This is a genomic window from Oceanobacillus sp. FSL H7-0719, assembly GCF_045040795.1.
In the GTDB taxonomy this organism is placed as follows: Bacteria; Bacillota; Bacilli; order Bacillales; family Amphibacillaceae; genus Oceanobacillus.
This window is the reverse complement of sequence record NZ_CP150301.1, coordinates 142,373-168,585: the sequence shown is the minus strand read 5'-3', so window position 1 is coordinate 168,585 and position 26,213 is coordinate 142,373. Positions and strand designations below refer to the sequence as shown.

27 protein-coding genes and 1 riboswitch are annotated in these 26,213 nt (G+C 38.1%); of the genes, 8 read left to right on the top strand and 19 right to left on the bottom strand.

Annotated elements, in window-relative coordinates:
• Nucleotides 1-24 precede the first annotated feature (24 nt).
• The 12 genes from NST93_RS00810 to NST93_RS00755 all read right to left on the bottom strand — a co-directional run bounded on the left by NST93_RS00810 (nt 25) and on the right by NST93_RS00755 (nt 13,500).
• On the bottom strand, nt 25-867 hold the full coding sequence (locus tag NST93_RS00810) for a sugar ABC transporter permease (protein ID WP_405100276.1): 843 nt from the start codon (nt 865-867) through the stop codon (nt 25-27).
• The gene (locus tag NST93_RS00805; protein ID WP_405100274.1) at nt 867-2,168 is read right to left on the bottom strand and encodes an ABC transporter permease subunit; all 1,302 of its coding nucleotides are present in this window, start codon (nt 2,166-2,168) and stop codon (nt 867-869) included. The genes NST93_RS00810 and NST93_RS00805 overlap by 1 nt, the downstream gene beginning before the upstream one ends.
• Nucleotides 2,169-2,269: 101 nt before the next feature.
• Nucleotides 2,270-3,553: an extracellular solute-binding protein gene (locus NST93_RS00800; RefSeq protein WP_405100272.1), complete on the bottom strand. Its 1,284-nt coding sequence runs from the start codon at nt 3,551-3,553 to the stop codon at nt 2,270-2,272.
• Between the two features lie 355 nt (nt 3,554-3,908).
• On the bottom strand, nt 3,909-5,561 hold the full coding sequence (locus NST93_RS00795; RefSeq protein WP_405100270.1) for an alpha-glucosidase: 1,653 nt from the start codon (nt 5,559-5,561) through the stop codon (nt 3,909-3,911).
• 10 nt (nt 5,562-5,571) lie between these two features.
• Complete coding sequence (locus NST93_RS00790; protein ID WP_405100268.1) at nt 5,572-6,252, bottom strand: YesL family protein; 681 nt, start codon at nt 6,250-6,252, stop codon at nt 5,572-5,574.
• A 47-nt stretch (nt 6,253-6,299) separates the two neighbouring features.
• Nucleotides 6,300-7,268 (bottom strand): sugar phosphate isomerase/epimerase family protein, encoded by a 969-nt coding sequence (locus tag NST93_RS00785; protein WP_405100266.1) that lies wholly within the window; start codon nt 7,266-7,268, stop codon nt 6,300-6,302.
• A 69-nt stretch (nt 7,269-7,337) separates the two neighbouring features.
• Entirely contained in the window at nt 7,338-8,366 is a 1,029-nt protein-coding gene (locus NST93_RS00780) for a Gfo/Idh/MocA family protein (protein ID WP_405100264.1), read from the bottom strand.
• 16 nt (nt 8,367-8,382) lie between these two features.
• Nucleotides 8,383-9,093 (bottom strand): ThuA domain-containing protein, encoded by a 711-nt coding sequence (locus NST93_RS00775; protein WP_405100262.1) that lies wholly within the window; start codon nt 9,091-9,093, stop codon nt 8,383-8,385.
• A gap of 21 nt (nt 9,094-9,114) precedes the next feature.
• Nucleotides 9,115-10,152: a LacI family DNA-binding transcriptional regulator gene (locus NST93_RS00770; protein ID WP_405100260.1), complete on the bottom strand. Its 1,038-nt coding sequence runs from the start codon at nt 10,150-10,152 to the stop codon at nt 9,115-9,117.
• Between the two features lie 69 nt (nt 10,153-10,221).
• Nucleotides 10,222-11,040: a carbohydrate ABC transporter permease gene (locus NST93_RS00765; protein ID WP_405100258.1), complete on the bottom strand. Its 819-nt coding sequence runs from the start codon at nt 11,038-11,040 to the stop codon at nt 10,222-10,224.
• Nucleotides 11,040-11,900: a carbohydrate ABC transporter permease gene (locus NST93_RS00760; RefSeq protein WP_405100256.1), complete on the bottom strand. Its 861-nt coding sequence runs from the start codon at nt 11,898-11,900 to the stop codon at nt 11,040-11,042. The genes NST93_RS00765 and NST93_RS00760 overlap by 1 nt, the downstream gene beginning before the upstream one ends.
• A 298-nt stretch (nt 11,901-12,198) precedes the next feature.
• Entirely contained in the window at nt 12,199-13,500 is a 1,302-nt protein-coding gene (locus NST93_RS00755; RefSeq protein ID WP_405100254.1) for an ABC transporter substrate-binding protein, read from the bottom strand.
• 378 nt (nt 13,501-13,878) lie between these two features.
• On the opposite strand from NST93_RS00755, the gene NST93_RS00750 reads away from it, so the two are divergent.
• The 5 genes from NST93_RS00750 (at nt 13,879) to phnE (NST93_RS00730) (ending at nt 17,703) form a co-directional block, all read left to right on the top strand.
• Nucleotides 13,879-14,013 carry a hypothetical protein gene (locus NST93_RS00750; RefSeq protein ID WP_405100252.1) on the top strand — a complete coding sequence of 45 codons (135 nt, stop codon included), beginning with the start codon at nt 13,879-13,881 and terminating at the stop codon, nt 14,011-14,013.
• Nucleotides 14,014-14,151: 138 nt separating this feature from the next.
• Nucleotides 14,152-15,213 carry a phosphate/phosphite/phosphonate ABC transporter substrate-binding protein gene (locus NST93_RS00745; protein ID WP_405100250.1) on the top strand — a complete coding sequence of 354 codons (1,062 nt, stop codon included), beginning with the start codon at nt 14,152-14,154 and terminating at the stop codon, nt 15,211-15,213.
• Nucleotides 15,214-15,293: 80 nt separating this feature from the next.
• Nucleotides 15,294-16,079, top strand: a complete 786-nt coding sequence (gene phnC / locus NST93_RS00740) for a phosphonate ABC transporter ATP-binding protein (RefSeq protein ID WP_405100248.1) — start codon at nt 15,294-15,296, stop codon at nt 16,077-16,079.
• Entirely contained in the window at nt 16,069-16,884 is an 816-nt protein-coding gene (gene phnE / locus NST93_RS00735; protein ID WP_405100246.1) for a phosphonate ABC transporter, permease protein PhnE, read from the top strand. Before phnC ends, phnE (NST93_RS00735) begins: the two co-directional genes overlap by 11 nt.
• A 12-nt stretch (nt 16,885-16,896) precedes the next feature.
• Nucleotides 16,897-17,703, top strand: a complete 807-nt coding sequence (gene phnE / locus NST93_RS00730; RefSeq protein ID WP_405100244.1) for a phosphonate ABC transporter, permease protein PhnE — start codon at nt 16,897-16,899, stop codon at nt 17,701-17,703.
• Nucleotides 17,704-17,720: 17 nt separating this feature from the next.
• On the opposite strand, the gene NST93_RS00725 is transcribed toward phnE (NST93_RS00730), so the two are convergent.
• A complete protein-coding gene (locus NST93_RS00725) occupies nt 17,721-18,545 on the bottom strand; it encodes a metallophosphoesterase (protein ID WP_405100242.1) in 825 nt (274 codons plus the stop codon).
• 149 nt (nt 18,546-18,694) lie between these two features.
• Between NST93_RS00725 and NST93_RS00720 the strand changes: the two genes are divergently transcribed.
• Nucleotides 18,695-19,243: a hypothetical protein gene (locus NST93_RS00720; RefSeq protein ID WP_405100240.1), complete on the top strand. Its 549-nt coding sequence runs from the start codon at nt 18,695-18,697 to the stop codon at nt 19,241-19,243.
• A 22-nt stretch (nt 19,244-19,265) separates the two neighbouring features.
• On the opposite strand, the gene NST93_RS00715 is transcribed toward NST93_RS00720, so the two are convergent.
• The 4 genes from NST93_RS00715 to NST93_RS00700 form a co-directional block, all read right to left on the bottom strand.
• Nucleotides 19,266-20,450 carry a thiolase family protein gene (locus tag NST93_RS00715; protein WP_405100238.1) on the bottom strand — a complete coding sequence of 395 codons (1,185 nt, stop codon included), beginning with the start codon at nt 20,448-20,450 and terminating at the stop codon, nt 19,266-19,268.
• A gap of 51 nt (nt 20,451-20,501) precedes the next feature.
• The gene (locus NST93_RS00710; protein ID WP_405100236.1) at nt 20,502-21,041 is read right to left on the bottom strand and encodes a GNAT family N-acetyltransferase; all 540 of its coding nucleotides are present in this window, start codon (nt 21,039-21,041) and stop codon (nt 20,502-20,504) included.
• Between the two features lie 62 nt (nt 21,042-21,103).
• Nucleotides 21,104-21,709: a hypothetical protein gene (locus NST93_RS00705; protein ID WP_405100234.1), complete on the bottom strand. Its 606-nt coding sequence runs from the start codon at nt 21,707-21,709 to the stop codon at nt 21,104-21,106.
• Between the two features lie 88 nt (nt 21,710-21,797).
• Nucleotides 21,798-22,367, bottom strand: coding sequence for a TetR-like C-terminal domain-containing protein (locus NST93_RS00700; RefSeq protein WP_405100232.1), 570 nt, complete (start codon nt 22,365-22,367; stop codon nt 21,798-21,800).
• 150 nt (nt 22,368-22,517) lie between these two features.
• Here NST93_RS00700 and NST93_RS00695 point away from each other — a divergent pair, with 150 nt between their 5' ends.
• Entirely contained in the window at nt 22,518-23,279 is a 762-nt protein-coding gene (locus NST93_RS00695) for an SDR family oxidoreductase (RefSeq protein ID WP_405100230.1), read from the top strand.
• Nucleotides 23,280-23,468: 189 nt separating this feature from the next.
• On the opposite strand, the gene NST93_RS00690 is transcribed toward NST93_RS00695, so the two are convergent.
• Nucleotides 23,469-23,912 (bottom strand): YbaN family protein, encoded by a 444-nt coding sequence (locus tag NST93_RS00690; RefSeq protein ID WP_405100228.1) that lies wholly within the window; start codon nt 23,910-23,912, stop codon nt 23,469-23,471.
• A 96-nt stretch (nt 23,913-24,008) separates the two neighbouring features.
• Nucleotides 24,009-24,551: an NADPH-dependent FMN reductase gene (locus NST93_RS00685; protein ID WP_405100226.1), complete on the bottom strand. Its 543-nt coding sequence runs from the start codon at nt 24,549-24,551 to the stop codon at nt 24,009-24,011.
• A 396-nt stretch (nt 24,552-24,947) separates the two neighbouring features.
• A riboswitch (SAM riboswitch) is annotated at nt 24,948-25,059 on the top strand.
• 139 nt (nt 25,060-25,198) lie between these two features.
• Here NST93_RS00685 and NST93_RS00680 point away from each other — a divergent pair.
• Nucleotides 25,199-26,212, top strand: coding sequence for a methionine ABC transporter ATP-binding protein (locus tag NST93_RS00680; RefSeq protein ID WP_405100224.1), 1,014 nt, complete (start codon nt 25,199-25,201; stop codon nt 26,210-26,212).
• Nucleotide 26,213 lies beyond the last annotated feature (1 nt).

Here is a 26,213-nt window from a genome sequence, read left to right as displayed (position 1 = left end):
TATTTCAGCAGCCATTACATTTATTTAGCCTTTTGTTGCTCCAGATGTTAATCCAGATATCAAATAGCGCTGTAATAATAGAAATACGAGTGAAATTGGAATTGCTATCAGTATAGCTCCAGCTGCAAACCGGGTAAAGTTCGTTGAAAACTGGTCATTGATAAAACTATATAACCCAAGTGCTAAAGTAAAGTTTTCTGGACTTGTCAGTACTATACGGGGCAATAAGAAGTCCATAAAAGGTGCCATAAAATTGAATAACGCGACAACTGCTAAAATTGGTTTAGCAAGTGGCAGCATAATCGTCCAAAAAATTTTCAAGTGTCCAGCACCATCAATTTTTGCCGCCTCATCCAATTCTTTTGGTATCGTATCAAAATAGCCTTTAACCAGCCAGGCATTAAATGGTATCTGACCGCCAAGATATACAAATAGTAAACCCCAGAGTGAATCTGTTAAACCAATTGTATTCAGCAGGATATAGATTGCCACCATTCCCATTAGTGCTGGAAACATCTGCAGCAGGAGAAACATATACAGTCCATACTTTCGTCCAATGAATTTATAACGTGAAAAAGCATAAGCAATAAGCGAGGTGATAATAACCGAGCCTAGTGCATTTAACACTGCAACAAATAAACTATTTTTATACCAAACTAAATAATCACTGCGCGGGTCAGTAAACAGCCATTTATAATGTTCAAGTGTTGGATTATCCGGAAGTATATCTGTGACAAGCATATTTGTACCTGGATTAAAACTCATCATAATTGCCCAAAATAATGGATAGCCAATGATTACAAACATAATTAGAAAAAATATATAGATAAACGTTACTTCGATTTTAGATTTTGTTTTTCTATTCATTAGTAACGTTCCCCCTCTTCTTTAAATGCAGCAGTTTTTCTGAACTGGAAGAATGCAAATCCCATCACAATGATTCCCATAATAATTGTAATTGCTGCTGCCATATTGTAATTATTCGTTTCGAATGTCAGTTTATAAACCCATGAAATCAAGATGTCCGTACCGCCGGCGTTTTGCCCGCGCACAGCCGGATTTCCCTCATTAAACAAATAAATGATATTAAAATTATTGAAGTTCCCTGCATATTGCATGATAAGTAATGGCGCCGTTGCAAATAGAACATGCGGCAATGTAATATGTCGGAGCTTTTGCCAGCGAGTCCCGCCATCAACATCAGCAGCCTCATACATATCCGCAGGCACACTTTGAAGCACTCCTGTAAATAATGCAAAAACAAATGGGAATCCCAGCCAGGTTTGTATCATAATTAGAGCAATTTTTGCCCAAAATGGATCTGACAGCCAAGGAATCATTAACTCAAATTGACTTAATATATCACGGTTTATAGCACCGAATGTCGGATTGAATAAGGCTGAAAAGATTAAAATTGATACAAATGCAGGAACAGCCCAAGGCAGAATAAGTACTGTACGAATCGTACGCTTAAATTTAATCCGCTTATCGTTTACTAATAAGGCTAAGAAAAATCCAAGTGCAAGTTGCAGTGTTGTTGCAACAACTGTCCATACAATTGTCCAGGTAAATACACTTAGAAATGTATCTTTCCAAATATCAATATTAACAAGATCAACAAAGTTATCGAATCCTACCCAGCTCAATAGATTCCGAGGTGGTGCATTGTATTGATTATAATCCGTAAATGCCAGCGCCAGCATAAATAATAGCGGCAGAACCACAATAAACAGAAGCATAATTAATCCAGGCAGAATCATAAAATACGGGAATCCGCGATCATAAAAACTAGTAATCCCGTTTATCAATGTTGGGGTTGGTATGCCTTCTTCCCGGGCCTTTGCGTCTTTACGAGCATCGATAATATTAAAGGCATAAATACAGATTCCAAAGAAAAGAATAATCAAGGAAATTAGTCCTTGTAATAATAATTGAATGGAGTGGTGTTCACGCGGTATTGTTCCAAGTGTGAATAATCCCCAAATCCCAATATCAATATAATCCCATGTAGTAATTAAAAAGGATATTGCAACAATCAGCAGTAACAGCCCTTTTAATATACGTCTATTATAAAATTGGCCTAATCCAGGAACCAAGACAGATAACAATGTAGCTATATTACGCGGGGCACCCATTCCACTTTTCCTCTTGGTTTGATTGTTTGCCATGTCTTTCTCTCCCCTCAATCAAGTAAATTGCTTCTTTTGATGCAAGTCTTTCATGAAAATATGATATGGGAGCATTGCCGCTCCCATATCATGTTTTAACTTTACTGATTTGCACCAGACGCCTCAATATTGTCATTCATTGATTGCACAGATTCATCTAAAACTTCGTCTACTGGCTCTCCTTTAGAAATGAAGTTCAAAGCATCATTAAATGGATCCCAAATCTGCTGCATTGCTGGAACATTTGGCATTGGTTCGCCATACGTTGTTTGCTCAGCGAAAGCAGAATAAATTTCATCATCTGCTATGATTGGATTTTCAATTGCATCATGACGAGGGGGCATTTCACCCGCAACTTCGTAATACGTAATTGAATTCTCCTCATTTGTAATATATTTCATTAAATCCTGTGCCCACTCTTTATTTTCAGAGTAATAAGACAGCATATACGATTTTACACCTACAAATGACTTCGGATGTTCTCCATTTTCAAGAACTGGCAATGGTACAACACCAAGATCATCACCCAATGCCTCACTATACTCGCGAACCATCCAAGGACCATTAATTACAGTGGCGACCTTCCCTTCTCTGAATAGGCCGTTCATAATATCTGGTGTTAAATCCTGCGGGATATAACCTTCGTCAAACCAAGTCTTGACTAATTCCCCGCCCTGCTTTGCTCCACCATTAGCTAGTCCTATATCAGTAATATCGTAGTTTTCACCATCATTTGCGAAAACGTAGGCACCATAGCCAGAGAAAAATGGATAAACAAAGTATAAATTAGCTGCTTCCATTAAGAAACCGTATTTATCTTGTGATGCATCTGTAAAGTCAGCTGCAACATTCATAACATCTTCCATTGTTTCTGGAGCTGAGTCAACAAGTGATTTATTATAGTACATGGCGTATGTTTCCATTACTGCGGGGTAACCCCAATAATCACCATCAAATGTAACTCCATCTAAAGCAATATCTGTATAATCTGATTCGGTTTCACCTAAATCTACTGGCTCTACCAAACCTCGAAGTGCTAAGTCTCCAATTCTATCATGCGGCTGGAAAATAATATCTGGTCCATTACCAGCTGGACCCTCTACATCTAATTTTTCTACTTGTTCAAGCATATCAACTGGAACAAGTTTGACTTCAATTCCTGTTTCTTCTGTATACTTTTCAGCAATTTGTTCTACAGCCTCTTCTTGCTTTTCTTCCGCATTTACCCATAGTGTTAATGATTCAGGTTTCTCAGGCATATCTCCCTCTGCACTACCATTGTCATTCCCATCTTCTTTAGCCGGATCTGCCTCGTCTGGTCCACATGCTGCTAGTACCCCTATCATCAGCAGCATGGCAAAAGCATAACTTAACCACTTTTTCATTAAATTGACCTCCCCATTTATTTACATTTATCAATGTATTATGCCTATATGAGAAAACGTTTGCACAACCATTGTAATATTAATTATACATAACTTTAATGAAAGCGCAACCATAACTTAATGGTTTTTCATTCTATAACGCCATCATAACAACGTTGTTACTACATAAACTCAATCTGTAGTGTTTATAGACTGTAATATTTAACTATTGCATTGCAGTGAAGACCTCACTATTTATGAAACTTATGCGCAAACGTTTGTACTCCTTTCACATTGAGCAGGAACAGGATGTCCATATTCGAGATGGTTAAAATCAAAAAAATGGGACATCAGGGCTCCCCCCTGACTGTCCCACTTATTTTATTCGATAAACTCGTGTTTCATATGGCTGCATTTTGTTTTCCGTTAAATTTTCATAATTCGACAACAATAATTCAGCGTTGGAAATATCAAGTGATTCATCTAAGTTAAATGCAGTTTCCTCTGCAAACATATTAACCAGCACCAGAACCAGACTGTCTTCCAGTCTACGTGTGTATGCGAAGATTCGGTCATGTTCTTTAAGCGCTAAGTCATACGTTCCATAAATTAGTACATCATTTTCCTTGCGCAGCTGTATAAGCTGTTTATAGTAATGGAAAATCGATGTTGGATTTTTTATTGCTTCTTCCACGTTGATTGCTTTATAGTTAGGATTTACACCAATCCAAGGAGTTCCTTCTGTAAATCCAGCATTTTTGCTATCATCCCATTGCATCGGTGTCCGTGAGTTATCACGACTTGTTTGCCAGATAATTTCCATGATTTCCTCTTCCGGGCGTCCTGCTTCTCTCTCATAATGATAGAAGTTCCGCATGCGTACATCATCATAATCCGTTATCGATGGAAATTTCACATTTGTCATGCCAATTTCCTGACCCTGATAAATAAAAGGTGTACCTTGCATCAGAAAATAAAGTGTTGCAATTGCTTTTGCTGACTCCTGATGGTAATTCACGGAATCTCCCCAAGAAGAAATTGCCCGCGGCTGGTCATGGTTTTCCATAAAGAGTGCATTCCACCCCGAGCCATCAAGCGCTTTTTGCCAGCGAGTGAGTGTCTCTTTCAGCTGCGGCAGATCAATTCCCTTATTTTTATCTTTGGCCCATAAATCAAGATGCTCAAATTGGAATATCATGTTAAACTTCCCGTTCTCACTTCCAACCCATTCATCTGCATGATTTGCATCAACCCCATTTGCTTCCCCAACAGTAACGATATCGTATTTCTCAAAAGTCTCTTCCTTTAATTCCTTCAAAAATTCCTGTATGCCAGGCTGGTTCATATGCATATCGAAGGATGAAACATATTTATCATTCTGCGGATTCGGCATATCTGGAAATCCTTCTCGTTTTTTAATATGTGAAATTGCATCCACTCGGAAACCATCAATTCCCTTATCGAGCCACCAATTCACCATATTATATAGTTCATTGCGCACAACTGGATTTTCCCAGTTCAAATCTGGCTGCTTTTTGGAGAAAACGTGGAGGTAATATTCTCCTGTTTGCTCATCAAATTGCCATGCAGAGCCACTGAAAATCGACTCCCAGTTATTCGGTTCTTTGCCATTTTCTCCCTCGCGCCAGATATAATAATCACGGTAAGGATTCTCTTTGGAAGAACGTGATTCAACAAACCAGTGATGCTCATCTGACGTATGATTAATAACCAGATCCATGATCAGTTTCATTCCGCGTCTATGTACTTCCTCTAAGAGGAGATCAAAATCTTCCATTGTTCCAAAGTCTGCTAATATCGCTTTATAATCACTAATATCATAACCATTATCATCATTAGGTGATTGATAAATCGGACTAATCCAGATTAAATCAATTCCCAGATCAGCAAGATAATCAAGCTTTTGAACAATACCCTGAATGTCGCCTATCCCGTCCCCATTGGAATCCATAAAACTTCGCGGATAAACCTGGTAGGCCACCATTTCTTTCCACCATTTTCTTTCCATTCTAGCCCTCCTAATTCTTCTTAAGTCTGATTGTCGTCTGATAAAAGGCTGAGAACGCAAGGAATGCAATCAGACTGCCAGTGAAGAAGAAAAATAAAAACTGAAACTTATAAATGCTCATCAATAAAATAAAGCCACCTGAAAAGAGCACTGCAAAAAACAGAATTGCACTCCCCAGTGTGAGTAAAAACGCATTTTTAATCAGCTGAAGCAGGTTCATATTATAGTGTGCTCCCACCGAGAAATAATTTATAGTAAACACAAAGAGAACAGCACCTAATACCATAAATATAAACATGAACAAAATATTTTCTTTGCTGAAATAATAGACATCAACATACCAAATCAGCCACAGCAGAGTAAAGATTACCCCTGCAAGAAAACTATTCTTATAATTTTCTTTATAAAACTTCCAATACATTTTAATTAATCCCTGCTCTTCACGCTTCAAAATAAAGGTACGCATCGAAGCAAACATTGCTTGTGTTGCAGGAAAGAATAGTATTGGTGCTAGAACACTTAATATAGCAACTAAAATAAACAGCTGAGAAGTGCTGGTTAAAAAGAACATGCTTGCAACAATGAATAGAATAGGAATGTTAAAGATCACCCATAAGACATTGATGACAGAAAAACGCATCACCCACTCACTTACTGCGTAAATTCCACTGACTAATCCTGAACTGTTCACGTATAGACCTCCTGAGTTTCCATTCATTGCTGCAAATAACTACAAACTTAGGCCCACCACATATCTGCAGGCTTTTCTTTCATATTGATTGCTTTTAAGTTCTTCACTGCCTGGTTAAATCCTTCATCAATTGACATGATTGGGTCCTCATGTTCAATACTGATAACATAATCATAACCATATGTGCGAAGCGCACTTACGATATTCGTCCATTCTTGAATCCCGTGTCCATACCCGACAGAACGGAATGTCCATGCACGTGTTTGCACATCTCCATAAGGCTGCATATCTGTTAAACCATACATATTTACATTGCCCTGATCGATATAAGTATCTTTTGCATGGAAATGGTGAATTGCATTTTCCTTGCCCAAAATTTTGATTGCTGCAACTGGATCAATTCCTTGCCACCATAAATGACTCGGATCAAGATTAGCTCCTACAGCTTGATTTGTTGCATCACGTAATTTCAACATCGTGTATGGTGTGTGCACAAGAAAACCTGCATGCAATTCAATCCCAACTTTTACACCATGATCTTCTGCAAATTGACCAGCTTCCTTCCAATAAGGAATCAGTTTCTTTTCCCACTGCCAATTCAAAATATCAGAGTACTCCGTTGGCCAAGGTGTCACTGGCCAGTTTGGATTCTTTGAATCTTCATTTGATCCTGGTACGCCTGAGAAAGTGTTTACTACAGGCACATTTAACATTTCTGCAAGACGGACTGTTTTAATGAAAGTATCATGTGATGCTTCCGCATGTTTTTTATCTGGTGAAATCGGATTATCATGACAGCTAAAAGCACTGATTGTTAGTCCGCGGGATTCAACTTTCTCCAGAAACTCTTTCCGTTTATCAGCACTTTCAAGTAATCCATCAAGATCACAGTGCGCATTACCCGGGTTGCCGCCAGTCCCAATTTCTACAGCATTCAGTCCAGCTGCTTGTACACGATCAAGCATTTCGTCTACTGTTTTCCCTGAGAATAAAACTGTAAATACACCTAGTTTCATTATTTGCTTCCCCCTTATTATAAATCAATATGTTTGTATTTAATTCATGTCTTTTATATGCCAGAAAGTTTAATTGTTGAGCTTCTGAATCGTTTTCATTTCTACTGACTCCAGGGCACCAAGAATGATTTCCAATGATTTCTTACCTTCACTGCCATTGATTAATGGTTCACTGTCGTTTCGGATTGCATCAACGAAATGGTCAATAACCCCTGTTGACGTTTGTCCGCCATCTTCATTCGACTGAATGGCTTCAAGTTCATATTTTACTACTTCACCAGTCTTATATTGTATTACCAGATTGTTGACCGGATCATCTTCCAGGCGTAATATCGCTTTTTCACCATAGATAACCGTTGAGTTATCTTCAGTTGTATAAGCCCAGCTCGCTGCCAGTGTTCCGATTATTCCACTTTCTGATTTTAAGATAAGTGCAGCATTATCATCAACCGTTGCATTTTCTTTTGCACTGGTCTCCACAAAAGCTGCTACTTCTACAAACTCTTCACCTAATATATAACGGAGCAGATCTGCTTTATGTACCCCAAGGTCACCCATTGCTCCGATAAATGCTCTTTCCTTGTCAAAGAACCAGCTATTTGGTCCTTCAGCACTCCATGTTTCTGGACCGCCATGGCCAAATGCTGTACGAAAGCTATAAATTTTTCCAATTTCTCCACTTGCAATCAGTTCTTTTGCTTTCTTGTGAGAAGCCACAAAACGCTGATTATGACCAATCATTAGCTTTTTGCCGCTTTTCTCTGCTGCTGCAATCATTTCTTTAGCTTCCTCACGAGAAGTTGCCATTGGTTTTTCACATAGTACATGCGCATTTGCTTCCAATGCAGCAATCGATACAGGAGCATGCAAGTAGTTCGGAAGACAAACACTTACAATATCAACCTGTTCCTTTTGCAATAATTCCTTATAATCCGTATAAGCAATTGCACCATATTGTTCAGCAATTGTATCTGCTCTTTCCCCGACAATATCACAAACTGCAACAATTTCTGCATGTTCATTTGCTGCATACTCTATTAAATGACGATGTTTTGCAATACTTCCCAAACCGATTACTGCGACTTTTAATTTATCCATGCTGCTACCTCCGTTTTTATAATTCTTCTAGTGGCTGATAGTTGCCATAATAAGGTGTCTGTGCATTTTCCCGTTTTGCCCAGCGAACACCATTTTTAATGACTGTTTGGATGTCTTTGTGATGGTAAGTTGGATGTGTTTCATGCCCAGGACGGAAATAGAATATCTTACCGTTTCCACGTTTGAAAGTTACACCGCTGCGGAAAACTTCTCCACCTTTAAACCAGCTAATAAAAACCAATTCATCAGGGGTTGGAATATCAAAGTGTTCACCATACATTTCTTCCTGTTCAAGCTCAATAAATTCACCAATTCCAGCAGTAATTGGATGTGTTGGATCTACAACCCATAATCTTTCATTTTCACCTGCTTCACGCCATTTCAAATCACAGCCTGTACCCATTAATTTCTTAAACACTTTGGAGAAATGTCCGGAGTGCAGAACAACTAGCCCCATTCCTTCAAGCACACGCTGCTTTACTTTTTCGGCAACCTCTTCAGATACTTCATCATGGGCAAGATGTCCCCACCAAACAAGTACATCCGTTTCTTGCAGCACTTCATCAGTCAAGCCATGTTCTGGTTCATCCAGTGTTGCTGTAGTTACTTCGACATCTTCATCCCGCAAAAATGCTGCAATTGTTTCATGCATTCCCTCTGGGTAAATTTTTGCTACTTCTTCATTGTTTTTTTCATGGCGGAATTCATTCCAGACTACTACTTTCATTTTTATTTCCTCCTCCATCTTTTACTCTTTGATTGTCTCTTTATTCTGTTGCGTGGAAGTTCTGCTAATAATCATACTTGGAATAATAATACTCTTTTTAAAAGTATTTGGATTTTTAATAAGCTCAATCACACTCTTTGCTGCCTCAAAACCTAATTGAAAGGTTTGAATATCGACTGAGGTCATTTTTGGTGTAGCAATTTGGGATATCAATGTATTATTAAATGTTATGACACTCATATCTTCAGGAACCTTAATATTTCTTGCTGCAAGTGCTGATAATAAATAAAGTCCAATCGTATCCGTCGTTGTGATTATTGCTGTTGGATAAGGTCTCGTCTTAAATAAATCTTCAACTACTACTTGGTTTAAACCAGCACTCCACGATCCTAGCTGAATATAGTGTTCCGGTATTGTAATTTGATGTTTATACAAGGTATTCTCAAACCCATTTAAACGATCTTTGACAACTTGATACTCTGGATCATCCCCTACGAACGCAATCTGTTCATGACCACGTTCGATTAAGTATTCTGTTGCTTCAATCCCTGCCAAAAGATTATCGTTGTCAACGTGCATAATCTTTTGTGCGTGTTCGGCCGGCTTTCCTATTACAACAAATGGGATTCCTATCTCTTGTAAATATGGAACAACTTTGTCCGTTTTTTTGGAATAGGATACGATGATCCCATCGACAAGCTTTCCTTGTGCCATCTTCACTACTTCATTAAATATAGATTCTTCTGTGTTCCCAGTTGTAAGCAATAAGCTGTAATCCTGGTTATGACACTCAGCGCTTATCCCGCTTAATAACTCAGGAAAAAAAGGATTATGCAGTGCTTCGGATGTAGCATGTTTCATAACCACTCCAATGGTTTGCGTGGTTTTTTGAACAAGCATTCTGGCATTCAGATTAATATGATATCCGAGTTCATTCATGACTTTTCTGACTTTCTTCTTCGTTGCTTCACTTATTTTATCGCTATTGGAGATAACTCGAGATACAGTTGAAGGTGATACATTTGCACGTTTTGCAACATCCTTAATTGTAACTGACATGATTTCACCATCCTAATTAAAGTGAATCATGGTCTATATTCACTTCTATTAAATTATAGATTCTTTGATTTATTTCACCGCACCATCTGTAACACCTTTAATAATTTGCTTCTGCGCAAAGAAGTAAACGATAATGATTGGTATGATAGCAATCGTTAATCCTGCCAGTGCCAGATGCCATTGTTTCGTATACTGTCCAAAGAAAAAGAACATTTTCAGTGGAATTGTTGCTGTACTTTGACTTAACACTAGAGAAGGAAGCAAGTAGTCATTCCAAATCCAGATTAAATTCAGAATCATAACTGTCACCGAAATTGGTTTTAACATCGGGAAAATAATCTTCAGGAAAATCTGCCAGCGATTTGCACCGTCTATCGTGGCTGCCTCATCCAATGATACTGGGATTCCACTCATCGCCCCATGATAAAGGAAAATAGACAGACTCGCACCGAATCCAATATACATGAAAATTAAGCCCCCTGGATTCAGCATGTCTACTTGACCAAACAGTGAAATTAATGGAATCATTACCGACTGGAATGGAATAAGCATTGCAGCAACAAACACTAGAAAGATTACACCACTTAACTTGCTTTTATTTCTAGCCAATGCGTATCCTGCCATTGAAGAGAATAGAATGATTAATATAACACTCGCTACAGAAATAAAAACAGAGTAACTAAATGAACTGACAAAGTCCAAGTCGATAAAAGCTTGTTTAAAGTTTTCGAATGTCCATTCACCAGGCGCGCCAAGAACATCAGAGAAGATTTCTCTTTTTGTTTTAAAAGCATTCACAATCATCAAGTAAAAAGGAGATAACCATAATAAAGCAAGAAGAATTCCTGCAATTTCTATTATAAATTTATTTCTTCTTTTGTTCTTCATTATAAATCTACCTCCCTCTTCTTATTATAATAAACTTGTGTTAACGCAACTGCTGCAACAAGTATAAAGAAGATAACTGCTTTCGCTTGTGCAAATGCCATATCATATTCCGCAAAAGCTGTGTTATAGATCTGCATTGCCACCATTTCTGTTGACCTAAATGGTCCTCCATTTGTTAATGCAAGGTTTTGATCATACATTTTAAATGCATTTGATAGTGTCAGGAAAAGACTAATTGTAAAGGCTGGTGCTACTAATGGAAACTTCACACGCCAGAAACGCTGGAGTGCGTTTGCTCCATCAATTTCAGATGCTTCTATTAATTCCTGCGGCACACTTTCCAAATAAGCAATATATATAATCATGATGTAACCCGCATATTGCCAGACATTAAGAATAACTAACCCCCAAAAACCAGTCTCTGCATTCGATAACCAGCCTTGCAAAGCTCCAACTCCAAGGGCGCTGCCCACTGCATCGAAAGCACTTACAAAGATAAACTGCCAGATGAAACCAAGAATTAACCCGCCAATCAAGTTTGGCATAAAGAATACAGTTCTTAGTGCATTACTGGATTTCATACGCTGTGTCACAAGTAATGCAAGCCCTAATCCAATCACATTAACCAAAATAATAGAAACTACCGCAAACTTGATTGTAAACCACAGTGAATTAATAAAGTTCTGGTCTTTAAATACATCTATATAATTACTGAAACCAACGAATTCATTCGCCTTCAGTCCATTCCAATCTGTAAATGAGAATATAAACCCATAAATAAATGGCACGAAAACGACTAGAGCTAATGCTGCTAAAGTTGGTGTAAGAAACAGCCAAAACGATACGCTCCGATTTCTCATTGTTGATACCTCCTGTTTTAACCTTCCACTCATCCTAATTTGTTCTTTTCTTAATAAGCTTTTCAAGAGCATATCTTATATGGATATCGTGAATGTATTACCTTTTTTATTAATGATTCATATCATATATGAAAAGCTGACTCTCGCAAATCACAAGTGTCCACTTGAACCGCGATTTAAAATAGCTAAAATTACTATTCTTCTAGATTGTTAAAAAAAGACAGCCAACAATGATATTACATTAAATTGTTGGCTGTTGATTCTAACTTCAAAACAGATCGGCTTTGTTCAGCCTGTATTATCTAGCTTTTTCCCAGCCTTCAATTGACGCTTCTACTACCTCATCCCAGTCAATATCACCATTTAAATATTTTTGGAAATTAACTGCCAGAATATCTTCATTCCAGCCAACTGGTGTACCCATAAATGTCCAGCCAATTGTTTTTCCTTCTGAAGCATATTCATATACGATTTTTGAAAGCGGGTCAGCGATTTGCTCTGTGTCATATCCATCATAAGCAGGGATAAATTTGAAATCATTTAATACCATTTCTTTACCTTCATCAGATGTATACATCCAGTCAAGGAAATCTTTTGCAGCCTGAACTTCTTCATCAGAACTGTTGTTATTTACTACCCAATACTGCGGTACACCTACCGGCAGATGGTCATCCATTCCATCAAATGGCATTGGAATCATTCCAATATTACTTTCTGCAAATTCAGCGTCCATTTGTTCAACTGTAGGATAAATCCAGTTACCCTGTTGGATTATCGCTACTTTACCAAGTGAGAAGTTTTGCTCAACTTGCTGTGAGTAGTCCAGACTTAAAATCGGCTGAACAGAATATTCTGCCTGTAAGTCTAGCATTCTCTTCATCTGATCGTTATAAAGCAATTCTACTGTATCTGCTTCATATGCTGCACTTACATCACTATCAAACTCTGGTGCAACATATACGTTTGCCAGGTGGTTACCCATCACCCATAGTTCTTTCGCAGGAAGTGCAAATACTGCGTCCAGACCTAACTCGTCCTTTTTACTATCAAGTTCAGCAACTGCTTCTTCAAGTGCATCGAAAGTTGTTAATTCTTCGGCATTGATTCCAGCTTCTTCAAAAACTTCTTTGTTATAGATTAATCCATACCCTTCCTGAGAATAAGGAAGTCCCAGGATTTCCTCTCCTTCCGTCACACCATTTAAGGTTCCTTCAAGTGCGAGTGAAGCAGCTTCTGTATCAGATAAATCTGTTAAATAATCTCTATATTCTTCAACCTCAGTTGGTCCGCCAACGTTAAAAATGGTTGGCTCATTGCCTGAAGACATCTGTGATTTCAGTGAAGCAGCATAGTCATTCCCGCCCCCAACTGTTTGAACAGTAATATTAACATCTGGATTCTCTTCTTGATATTTCGCTACCAGCTCTTCGAATTGCTCCTTGAACTCCACTTTAAACTGGTAAATATCAACGTTTATCTTATCTCCAGATCCCTTTGCGTTTGAATCCTCATCCGAATCCCCACTACAGCCTGCAATAACCAAAACTGCAGCCAACATAAAAACGGTTAAAAACCTTGATAAAAACTTCTTACTCCCCATTTCCTCACTCCTCTTTTCATGAATAATAAAAGTAAACGATTACATATTAGTTTTTTAAAAAAATGCAATCGCATTCTAATCAATTTACGTTTAGGAAAACGTTTGCATTGATTATCTTTAGTTTAGCATATTATTTCTAAATGTCTACCTTTTTATTAACCAGCCCATAGATATTATCTGTATAGTTCCATCTTCCAAAACCTGTAAAACCTTATTTTAACAAGGTTTTACACATTATAATTACTATTAAATTATTTTTCTATAAAAGTAGATTGCCAATGCTAACGATTGCATTAAAAATGCATTCGTAAGTAATTTACAATATGTACTTCAAGCGAACGAGCTGCTTACTGTATAATGAACTTGAGGTGAACAATTATGGTAAAAGTAAAAATGAATGTACAAACGGCCTACCATGGTCAACTGCTGCGTGCTGGGAAAGTATATGAAGTTGATGAAAAAATTGCAGAAAGATGGATTGCAAGCAAACTAGCTGAGAAAATTGAAGAATAACTTAAAAAAGGGACATTTAGGTGAAAAACCTGGATGTCCCTTTAATTTTTCTTAAGAAAACCTTAATACCCGATTAATATTCAATTGCTATAGTTGATTTTGTTGAAATAAATAAATAAATAAAAGGAGAAATGCAAGATGAAAAAGCAACTACTCGTTTTCATTGCACTTATTTTCATTACAATTTTAGCTGCGTGCGGCAGCAATGACAGTAATGCGGAAGAATCAGGCGATAATGATGCAGCTGGTCAAGACGGCAATAAAGAAATTGAAAAACTTTCCATTGGATTTGTGCCCTCAAGAGAACCTGAAGAAATTATCACTGCTACAGAGCCATTAAAAGAACTCCTTTCAGAAGAACTAGCAGTATTGGGTTATGAAGTGAAGGAAATTGATATTACTGTAGGTACAAATTACGAAGCAGTTGGGGAAGGGTTATCTGCAGGTACGATCGATATTGGTCTCATTCCCGGTGGTACATACGTCCTTTATGATGATGGTGCGGAGGCAGTTTTAACCGCTACGCGGGAGGGCTTGAGCATTGAGTCTGATAACGCAAAAGATTGGAATGACAACAAACCGACTGAACCTGTAACAGACCTTGTTACTTCTTATCGTGCGCTAATTATTGCTGGTCCATCCGAAAAAGGACAAGAATTAGCTGAAAAAGTAAATAATGGCTTAGAGCTGACTTTTGACGATATCAATCGTGCAAGCTGGGGCGTCATGTCTTCCTCTTCCCCTGCTGGGTACATCTATCCCGCTCTTTGGTTAAATGAAAATTATGATCAAACAATTACTGATTTAGAAAACGTTGTTCAAGTAGATTCCTATGGTAGCGCATTTGCTCGAATGGCTGAAGAACAGCTGGATATTATGGTAACCTACGCGGATGCCCGCCGTGATAATGCCGATTCTTGGGAAGCAGACTTTAATCGGGATGCATCCATTTGGGATGAGACCAATGTTATTGGTGTCACACCACCAATATATAATGACACAATCAGCGTCAGCAAAAATTCAGAAATGATGGATGATGACTTGAAAGCAGCCATCCAGCAAGCATTTATTAATATCGGTGGAACAGACGAAGGAAAGGAAGTAATTTCCATATATAATCATCTAGGCTATCAAGAAGCTGAGGCATCTGATTATGATGATGAACGAAATGCTCAAGAAATGGTAAAAAGTATGAAATAATTTAGAACGATTTAATATTTTTATAAAATGATAATATCAATTCTTTGATATTATCATTTTTCAAAGAATGGTGATTATAATTGATTGAATTTATTAATGTAGAAAAAACTTATGCAAACAAAGTCAGAGCGCTTCAAAATGTAAATTTCAAAGTTGAACAAGGTGAATTCGTTGCAATTATTGGGCTTTCAGGTGCTGGGAAGTCAACACTGATTCGCTGTATTAACCGCATGCATGATATTACCAGCGGAGAATTAATTGTTGATCACATTGATGTTTCTTCACTTCGGGGCAAAGCTGTCCGTCAGTATCGCAGACGGATTGGAATGGTCTTCCAGTCCTTTAACTTAGTTACACGCTCAAGTGTTTTGAAAAATGTACTTGTCTCACTTGTGCCTGATTTGCCTGTCTGGAGAAAGATTAGTGGTATCTTTTCACGTGAACATAAACTGCTTGCATTAAAAGCTTTGGATCAAGTTGGCATCCTTGATAAAGCCTATGTGCGGGTTGATCAGCTTTCTGGCGGACAACAACAGCGCGTTGCACTCGCTAGAACATTGGCACAAAATCCCGATATCATTCTCGCAGATGAACCAATTGCTTCACTTGATCCTATAACTTCCAAGCAAGTAATGGATGATTTTAAACATATTAATGAAACAATGAACATTACAGTGCTATTAAATATTCACCATGTTGAAATTGCATTGGAATATGCGGATCGAATTATTGGAGTACGGGCCGGTGAGATTGTATTTGATGGAAAAGCAACCCTTGTAGATGATGAGGTACTGCAGCATATTTATGGCAGCAAAATGGAAGAAGCACTGCAAACAGAGGAAGGAGCGCTGCTCCATGTACGATAAGCTCTTCCCTCCTGCAAAATATACTTTGCCAAATGGAAAAACCGTTTATCAAAATCGTTCAAGAGCACCTTTTGTTATACTTCTTGTTTTACTTGGAACAGCAGCGTCTGTTTATTTTACCGGGTTCAGCTTTCAAGTACTGTTCGATCGCTGGCAGGAATTTTTCGTGATTATCGGTGAAATGATTCCGCCGAATTGGGTGCATACTGCAAATATATGGCAGCCCCTGTTCGACACAATTAAAATGTCATTACTGGGTTCGATTACTGGTTCGCTAGTTGCAGTGCCTGCTGCATATCTGGCAAGTGCGAATATCATACCAAGTAAAGTTATTCAGCTAATTGCAAAAAGCATTTTAAGTATTTTACGTACCATGCCCACTCTAGTTACTGCATTAATTGCGACTTTTGTATTCGGCCTAGGCACACTTGCTGGAACAGTGGCCATATTTCTATTCACAATAGCCTATGTTGGCAAGCTTTTATATGAACAAATTGAAAATGTGGATATGAAACCTTTTGAGGCTATGGAATCTCTTGGCATGACACGGATTCAGGCATTCCGCTATGCTGTATTTCCTCAAGTGCTGCCAAACTTTTTATCGATTTCTTTATTCTGTTTCGAAGGAAATGTCCGCTATGCTGCAATTCTTGGCTATGTTGGCGCAGGCGGTATTGGTCTGATGCTTAATGAAGGGTTAGGCTGGCGCGACTACCCGAATGTGGGAATGATTTTACTATTGCTTGTTATTACAGTTTTTATCATTGAATCAATCAGTGAACATTTTAGAAAAAGGCTAATATAGAGAGGTGCTACGATGAATACAATTGAAAAACAATTATACGCCTCTGCTAGTAATAAATTATATATCTTTATTGTTGCTGGAATCGTTCTTTTATTATTTACCTGGTCACTATCAACCATTGATTTAAATAATATGCAAGCGAGCGGATGGCAAATTGCCGGTAATATTTTACAAGGAATTGTTACTCCAGATCTTGAACTATTACTAAATTTCACATCACAAGGCGTACTTTATCTGCTCATAGAAACGATTGCGATTGCATTTCTCGGAACAATTATAGGGTCGTTCCTGGCAATCCCACTTGCATTTCTGTCTGCTGGTAATGTTGTGCCAAGACCGATTGCAAGTTTCACTAGAATACTGCTGATTGTCATTCGTACCATACCAGCGCTTGTCTACGGTCTGACGTTCATCCGTGTGACAGGACCTGGGCCTTTTGCCGGCGTGCTGACCATTTCATTCGTTTCGATTGGGATGCTGGCAAAATTATTCGTTGATTCAATCGAGGAGTTAGATACAAGCATTATCGAATCAATGACCTCGATTGGTTGTTCTACCTTTGAAAAGATCAGATATGGCATTCTTCCGCAGTTATTCGCACTTTTCTTATCAACGATTATCTATCGTTTTGATATGAATCTGCGAGAAGCAGCAGTACTTGGCTTAGTTGGTGCAGGAGGCATCGGAGCTCCTCTAATCTTTGCTATGAATGCGTATCGCTGGAACGAAGTCGGGTCTATTCTTATTGGACTTCTCATTTTAATATTAGTAGTTGAACTAAGTTCCAACCATATTCGAACAAAGTTAGTTAGAGGGTGAGACAGGGACAGCAAGGGTCAACCCCTGGCTGTCCCACTTATTTGGATAAATGTCATTTGACTTTGATTCAAGAAACGAATTGGCAGCCTTGTTGTTCCCACTCCACTATCTACATAGAGCTGCTCCCCTTTCCCCCATTCGAATATCCCTTTATCCAGCTTAGGGAAAAAGCCCTCACCCGGTGAAACTGCTGCCCCAATAAAAGGTAAGCGTATTTGTCCGCCATGTGTATGTCCGCTGATAACGAGATCTGCTTGCATATCTGGATATTTATTGATGACGTATGGTGAATGAGAAAGCAAAATAGTATAATTTTCCACTTTCATATTTGAAAAAGTCATTTCTATATTCTCATGCTCTGTTGCTGCGTCTTCAATCCCAGCCAGATTGATATATTCATTCTTAATATTTAATTCCACATGATTATTGCTTAAAATTGTAATTTTTCGTTTGCTGAGCCGTGCTAAAAACCGATGTCTTTTTGGGTTGTTCCATTCATGGTTCCCGCTGACAAAATATATAGGTATTCCAATACTTATTAAAGCGTCAACGAAAGCTAAAACAGAACGAAAGTTTCTCGTCCTCCGATCAATCAGGTCACCAGTTAGAACAATAATATCTGGTCGAAGCACCTCCACTTTATTGATGACTTTTTTATGCTGGCATCGCGACTTTTGGTTATGGAAGTCGCTGATTTGCATAATACGAAATTCTGCTTTTTCGGTTAATTTTTCTGTTTTAAATTGTATCTTTTCTACTTTAATAATATTGGTATCGAACAGCGCTTTTGACATTGCTCCTAATGAAAGAATGCCAAAAGCTTTAAATAATGTTTTTTTCATGCTGCACCTGCTTCACTGCGTTTAATTTTTTCTATTATTTTAACATGAAAAGATTCAGGCAGGGATTTAAGGGGAAGATATAATATGTTATGTACGTTCCACACTTTTTACCAATCCTGTTTTAAATAAACCGATAAGGTGGTGTGAATTTGGATACAAAGATGCAACAGAATTTTGCCGATTTGCAGAGTGAAGATAAAAATAAACAATATGAAGCATATCAGAAAATAAGAGATGCAATTAAAGAGCCTGTTGAATGGGCATATGATGTTTGGGATGATTTAGTCATTGATTTAGCCAGCAAGGATCATCATACCCGCTCCCGTTCTGCCCAGTTTCTCGCTTTCCTGGCAATCAGCGATCCAGAACAGCGGATATTAAAGGATTTCCCTCAACTTTGGGAGGTTACCAAGGATGAAAAATATGTAACGGCCCGGCACAGTCTGCAAGCAATTTGGCGTGTTGGCTTAGCAGGTACAGCGCAGAAGGATTTATTAGTTGAGCATCTTAAGGACCGTTTTAAAGATTGTGAAGTCGAAAAAAACTACACACTCATTCGTTTTGATATTATTCAAAACCTCAAAAATCTTCATGCTGAATTGGCGGAAGAACAATTAAAAGACATCGCCCTCCAGCTCATCGAACTCGAAACAGATGAAAAATATAAAAAGAAATATGCTAAAGCATGGAACAGTTAGGGTTAAACCCTAACTGCCCCTTTTATTGTTTATTGCGGATAACCATGGCTATGCCTTGCCCTCCACCGATACATAGGCTGACTACAGCATATTCCTTATTGCGATTTCGAAGCTCATATGCTGCAGATAATGCAATTCGTGCACCACTTACGCCAACTGGATGACCAAGAGCAATCGCTCCACCATTAACGTTTGTTTTTTCCCGGTCCAGTCCAAGCTCTTTTTCTACTGCAAGGTATTGGGCTGCGAAAGCTTCATTCACTTCAATTATATCCATATCATCAAGACTGAGGTTCGCTTTGTTTAATGCCTGCTGAATTGCTGGTACTGGACCAATCCCCATAATATTCGGGTCGACACCAGCAACTGCCCAAGAGACAATTTCCGCCAGCGGATTTAAATTATTTTTTTGCACTGCATCCTCACCTGCAATAATTAAACTAGCCGCTCCATCATTTATTCCAGAGGCATTTGCTGCAGTTACAGTTCCATCTTTTTTGAAAGATGGACGTAATTTACTTATTTTCTCCGCAGTTGTCTCAGGCTTAAGATGTTCATCTTGATTGATAACTGTTATCTTTCGACGAGACTCCACTTCAACTGGAACGATTTCCTCAGCAAACCTTCCAGAGCTCTGTGCTTTAGCTGCACGCTGATGTGAGAGTACTGCAAATTCATCCTGCTCCTCACGAGAAATCGTATATTTCTCAGCCAAATTCTCAGCCGTAACACCCATGCCAAAACCAGTATATTCATCAAAAAGAGTTGCTTGGAGCATGTCGTGGAATTTCAATTCTCCTATCTTCGCACCACCAAATCGTTTGTCGAAGTTAGAGTATGGTGCCTGTGACATATTTTCCACCCCACCGACAAGCGCGTAATCCGCATCACTTAGCATAATTTCCTGTGCACCAGAAATAATTGCCTGCAAGCCTGATCCGCAAAGCCGATTCAGGATAAAAGCTGGCGTCCTTTGCGGCACACCTATTTCAAGTCCAATATGCCGTGCAATATATGCAGCATTTGTTTCAGAGCTGATGACATTTCCATAAACAATATGATTAATTTGAGCTGGGTCTACCTCTGCCCGTTTCAATGCTTCATTTGCGGTCACTGTTCCAAGTTTTGTTGCAGCGGTGCCAGCAAAAGAACCACCGAATGCGGTGAGGGCAGTTCTTGCACCATCTAAGATATAAACCTTTTTCATGTAAATGCCTCCATTTGTTTTTATTAAGCTTAACTTTATCCTACCATATATTTACTTCCATTCTGTTCTTAACAGCGAAAAAATCAGCGCATCATAAGATTGATCAGCTTGATAAAGATATCCCCTTAATAATCCTTCTTCTATAAAACCCAATCGATTTAACAGTTGTATTGATGAGGTGTTTTGCGGATAAGTTACTGCGCCCATTCTAAATAACCCCAACTCAGTAAATGAATAATTCAATACTTCTTTGACAGCCTCAGCAGTTAGTCCTTTATTCCAATGCAATGGGTGCAGTTCATAACCAATCTCGGCCTTTTTTCCCGGAACACTAAGATTATTTAGTCCTGCTGTGCCAATAAATTCACCAGTCTCTTTTAATACAATTCCCCATCTTATTCCTCTATTACTCTTATATGTACGTTCAAAAGAATCAATTATTTTCGAGGCGTCCTCTAAATTCTTTAAGCTCTCCATACCGTAATACTTTGTTACCTCATCCTTAGACATAATTTCGAAATAGCTATCTGTATGTTTTTCTTCAATTTGTACAAGTTGAAGCCGATCCGTTTGCAGCTCAGGAAATACCATATTATCGTTCCTCTCTATAAGATATTTTAATGTTTTCGTATAGAAGTATTTCTCGTCCCCGATTAAGGGACGAGTGTTAGATAGATCAGTAAAACGAAAAAGAATGAAAAGGTTTCAAGGTTGGTAAAATAAATGTTTTGTTTCACCCACGAAAATAGCTTCATTTGTTTTACCATCACTGTATTTAATACAATAGCCAAATAGTAAAAAATAAGGAAACTGAAAAACAGCATAATAACCGCCATAATTCTTTCATTTTGATTCCAGAATGCCAACGCTAAAAATAAAGCCCATATACATTTAAAAATGTTTACAGTCGCCTCCAATGGGTTAGAAAGAGTAAACATCATGTATTCTCCCTGTATATCGGTTATTCCTCTGTTGTCGTTTTCTTTAACAATGAACGTAATATGCCCCGCTTGAAGCGTCATTGCAGAGACCAATAAAAGCAAATAAACAATCCCAAAAATCGTTCCAATCTGCAAGTATTCTATTTTCAAAATATGATTTAATGTGAATGGCAACGGCAGCCACGTTGCATACATGATAGCCATTACGATATGTACCAAAGCAAACTCATTACTTTTAGCTAACTTTTGGTATGAAAATGAAAGAAATAAAAATAAGATAACCCCTGTCCAGCCAAAAATCATTGTCGATACCAACAATTTCATACACCCTTTACATTATCCTTTACTCATTATTCGACACTCGCTGACAGAAATCCTTTATACATAACAAGCAGGACAACGATGGTCAGTTCCCGATTTCCCAGGAAGTCAGCTTGATGAGCTGTTGGTTAAGCTGTTCTGGTGGTGTTGCATAGTTTTGTTTATGCCATTCAATAATAATGCCGATAATCGCGTTGGCATGGTAGCTGATAAGGTAATTAAAATCTACTTCCATTTGGCGGGCAGCCTTATCTCGGCTCAGCGACTCTCCCATAAATTTTCGGATTGTATCGAATACGAGATAATAATAGGTCATCGGTATTTTTTCATCAAAAACGATTTGATAAAAGGCCTGATACTTCTTCACATGAGAAAATATCTGAATCATGTCTGGTGTCATTTTATTAATCTTAAAATTTGTTTTTAAATACGGTTCCTCATATGCTTTTCGCAAATCTTCAACAATTACTTCAAAGTAGTGCCGGAATACTCCATGGACATCACGATAATGCAGGTAAAATGTCCCTCGATTAATTTGAGCAAGTCTGCACAGCTCAGAAATAGTAATTGTTTCCAAGGGCTTTGTTTTTAACAATGTTAGTAATGCTCGTCGCAAGCTTTCCTGCGTTTTAATTACTCGTAAATCTTTTTTCATTTTTTTCACACCTTATTCAACATATTACTTGATAAACGTTAATTAAACTGCAGTTTCTGCAGTTCTGTTGATTGCGCTTCATCTATCCATCTTGTATAATTTTATTGTACACATGTTCATTATTTTCATCAATATTAGGGAGGAATTAAAATGAAATTACAAGAAAAAGTAGCAGTTGTCACAGGGGCAGCTTCAGGCATGGGGAGAGAAATTGCAAAACTATATGCTAAAGAAGGTGCAAAAGTAATTGTTGCAGATTTAAATATTGATGGTGCGGAAGCGGTTGTAAAGGAGATTACAGCTGATAATGGAATTGCTAAAGCAGTTCAAGCGAATGTAGCAAAACAAGAAGATATTGATCATATGATTGACACAGCAGTAAATGAATACGGCAAATTGGATATTTTAGTTAATAATGCAGGTATTATGGATGGTTTTGAACCAGTCGCAGATATTACAGACGAGCGCTGGGACTTAATTTTTGATATCAATACAAAAGGTGTGATGCGCTCCATGCGTAAAGCAATCCCTCTATTCCTTGAGCAAGGAAATGGAGTTATTGTGAATATCGCTTCAACAGGCGGTCTAAATGGAGCACATGCCGGAGCTACTTATGGCGCATCAAAACATGCAGTTGTCGGTTTAACAAAAAATACGGGCTATATGTATGCGCAAAAGGGAATTCGTTGTAATGCGATTGCTCCAGGAGCAGTAAATACAAACATCTCTGCTTCTATGAAAAACATCAATCCATTTGGAATGGAACGAACAAAAACTGTACAAGGCGTTATTCCTAGAGTCGGTGAAGCTGAAGAAATTGCAAAAGCAGCGCTTTTCCTTGCTTCTGATGAAGCAAGCTTTGTAAATGGAACTGTACTGACAGTTGATGGCGGCTGGACTGCAGCATTTTAAAGTTTAAAAACGCAAACGACCGTTTAATGATTGACAAACTAGAGACGATGCTATGAGATAAAGGATACACAACGAATCTAGTGAGTTGATGTTGGCTTTGGACGCAGCCATTACGGACCGCATTAAAACTTAATTGATTCTTAAAAATGCAAAAGTGGGACAATCAGGATTTGCTCCTGATTGTCCCACTTAAATTTCGTTGGGAACTTTTTCTTTATTCCCTACAATTAACCTAATTTCTTCCGGTTTAATTGTCTTGATTTTATATATAAAGTAATAATGTTTAATCAACGCAAGCACAATCATAATAATCCGTACGATTAATATATCTACCAGTATAACCGATAAGATTATGAAAAAGTCAGCAATAATATTAATGCGGATTTTTTCCCATCTAGTCATACAGCGTTTAATAAAGTACCGATCGACATATTGCTTATAGAAGGACGTTGTTTTAAACCAGTTATTTAAGCGTTCTGAGCTTTTTGTAAAGCAATAGGAAGCAAATAAAAAGAATGGCCCACCTGGCAAAACAGGTAAAACTGTTCCTGCTACTCCAATACCAAAGGAAATCAGACCCAAAACTATATATATAGAACGTTTTATTTTACTAATAACATTCACCCACTTCATCACCAAAATCTATTCATTATTTTAACATAATGAAAGATGAATGTCAGATATACCGCTTGGTGTGACAACTAAAAAACTCGCTTGCTGCCCCACTTTTTAATGTTTTTTCACAAATTCTACATATGTGTCTACTACAGTTTGCAAGAAGTTAATTGTGTCTTGGTTTGTGATTTTCCCATCTTGGCCCAATAAGTCCATCACATTTGCAATATACACTTCTGGCTGCTGAACAACTGGCATATTCAAAAATGCTAATACTTGACGCAGATGATGGTTCGCTCCAAATCCACTTAAATTACTTGGAGACTGGCTGACGATCAGAGCCGGTTTACCATCCCAAACATTTGAGCCATAAGGACGTGAACCTACATCAAGTGCGTTCTTCAGCGCAGCCGGGAAGGAACGGTTATGTTCTGGCGTTACAAAAACTACTGCATCCAACGCTTTCACAGTATCACGGAAGTTTGTATACACCTCGGGAACATTTTCATCTGAATCCTGGTTATATAACGGCAGATTTGCAATTTCAATAAATTCTGCTTCAAAATCTTCAGGGAATCGTTCTATAATATTATTCGCAAGTTGTTCTGAAAATGAATTTTTTCTAATACTTCCAACTACAATACCTACTTTTGTCATACTAGATCACCCTTTTTATTTTTTAAATTATATTTACAGTAAGCTATATTTAATCATCATTCAAAGAAAAAGCTTTGAAGTTATTTGTCTTGCCTGCCTCTTTTACTATTTACAACTTCCGTTATTCTATGAACATTTTATGAGAATTTAAATCGTTCACACTTGCCCAACTCATCGCAAACGAGATTCATTATGGGTGATAACCAGTTTACAATCGTTGTAAGGAGAGCGTCTTATCTTTGTTTTAATAAGGGAAATGACAATTACAGAGGAGCTAATTTTTCCAGATATACATCAAATTTTTTTTAAAAAAAGGTTGACTTTCAGATTTAACAGCCTATAATAAAGTTTAATTGATTTTCCTTTATTTTTAAAAAATTAAATATGTATATTGTTTTCTTATCCAGAGAGATGGAGGGACTAGGCCCAATGAAATCTCGGCAACAGATTCATACGTGAATACTGTGCTAATTCCTACAAATGCTTACATGCATTTGAAAGATGAGAAAAGGCAGTTTCTATATTTTATTTAGAATCCTTTCTTTTCATCATCATGTGAAAAGAAAGGATTTTTTATTGTATAAAAGGATTACGTCCAATCCCCTGCTCACAAAAAACACTTATAAATTATTTTGGAGGTAAGCGAATTGATTGAATTTAAAAATGTCTCAAAAGTTTTCACACTCGGCAAGAGAAGCGTTCATGCGGTACAGGATGTTTCCTTGAAAATTAATCAGGGAGAAATTTTTGGAATAATTGGTTTTAGCGGAGCTGGCAAAAGCACGCTGCTTCGTCTGGTGAATATGCTTGAGCGCCCGACAGGAGGCTCCGTTTATATCCATGAGACAGATGTCAGTAAATTATCAGCAAAGGATCTTCGCAAACAGCGCAGCAATATCGGAATGATTTTTCAAAACTTTAATTTATTCCATTCGCGAAATGTCTCAGGGAATATCGCTTATCCGCTGAAAATTGCAGGCTACAGCAAAAGCAAAATAAAGGAACGTGTAGCTGAACTCTTACAGTTCGTCGGGCTTTCAGATAAAGCCGGGGATTATCCTGATCAGCTATCTGGCGGGCAAAAACAGCGGGTTGGGATTGCGAGAGCACTTGCCTCCTCACCGGATATCCTAATTTGCGATGAAGCAACCTCTGCGCTTGACCCTGATACAACACAGGATATATTAAAACTTTTAAAGAAAGTAAATCGCGAGCTTGGAATTACCATTCTGCTGATTACCCATGAAATGAACGTAATCCAAACTATTTGTGATAAAGTCGCCGTCATGGAGAATGGAAAAGTAATTGAATCCGGCGAGGTATTCGATGTTTTTACAAACCCGCAGCAGCAAACGACTGAACGCTTTATCCAATCCGTGCAACAAGATCTGCCTTCGGAATCCATATTAAAGGATTGGAATACGAACAATGGCGGCAAGCTGTACAGGGTTATTTTCAAGGGAGACGTTGCAGGAGAGCCTGTACTATCAACGGTTACCAGAAAGCATGATGTTCATTTCAATATCGTCTACGGCTCTGTTCAAGAACTGCAGGAACAGCTATTTGGAAACCTGCTGATTTCTCTCGTTGGTGAAGAGACAAATAAACAAAAGGCGCTCGACGAACTAGCCGGACTCGTAGACATGAAGGAGGTAATTTAAG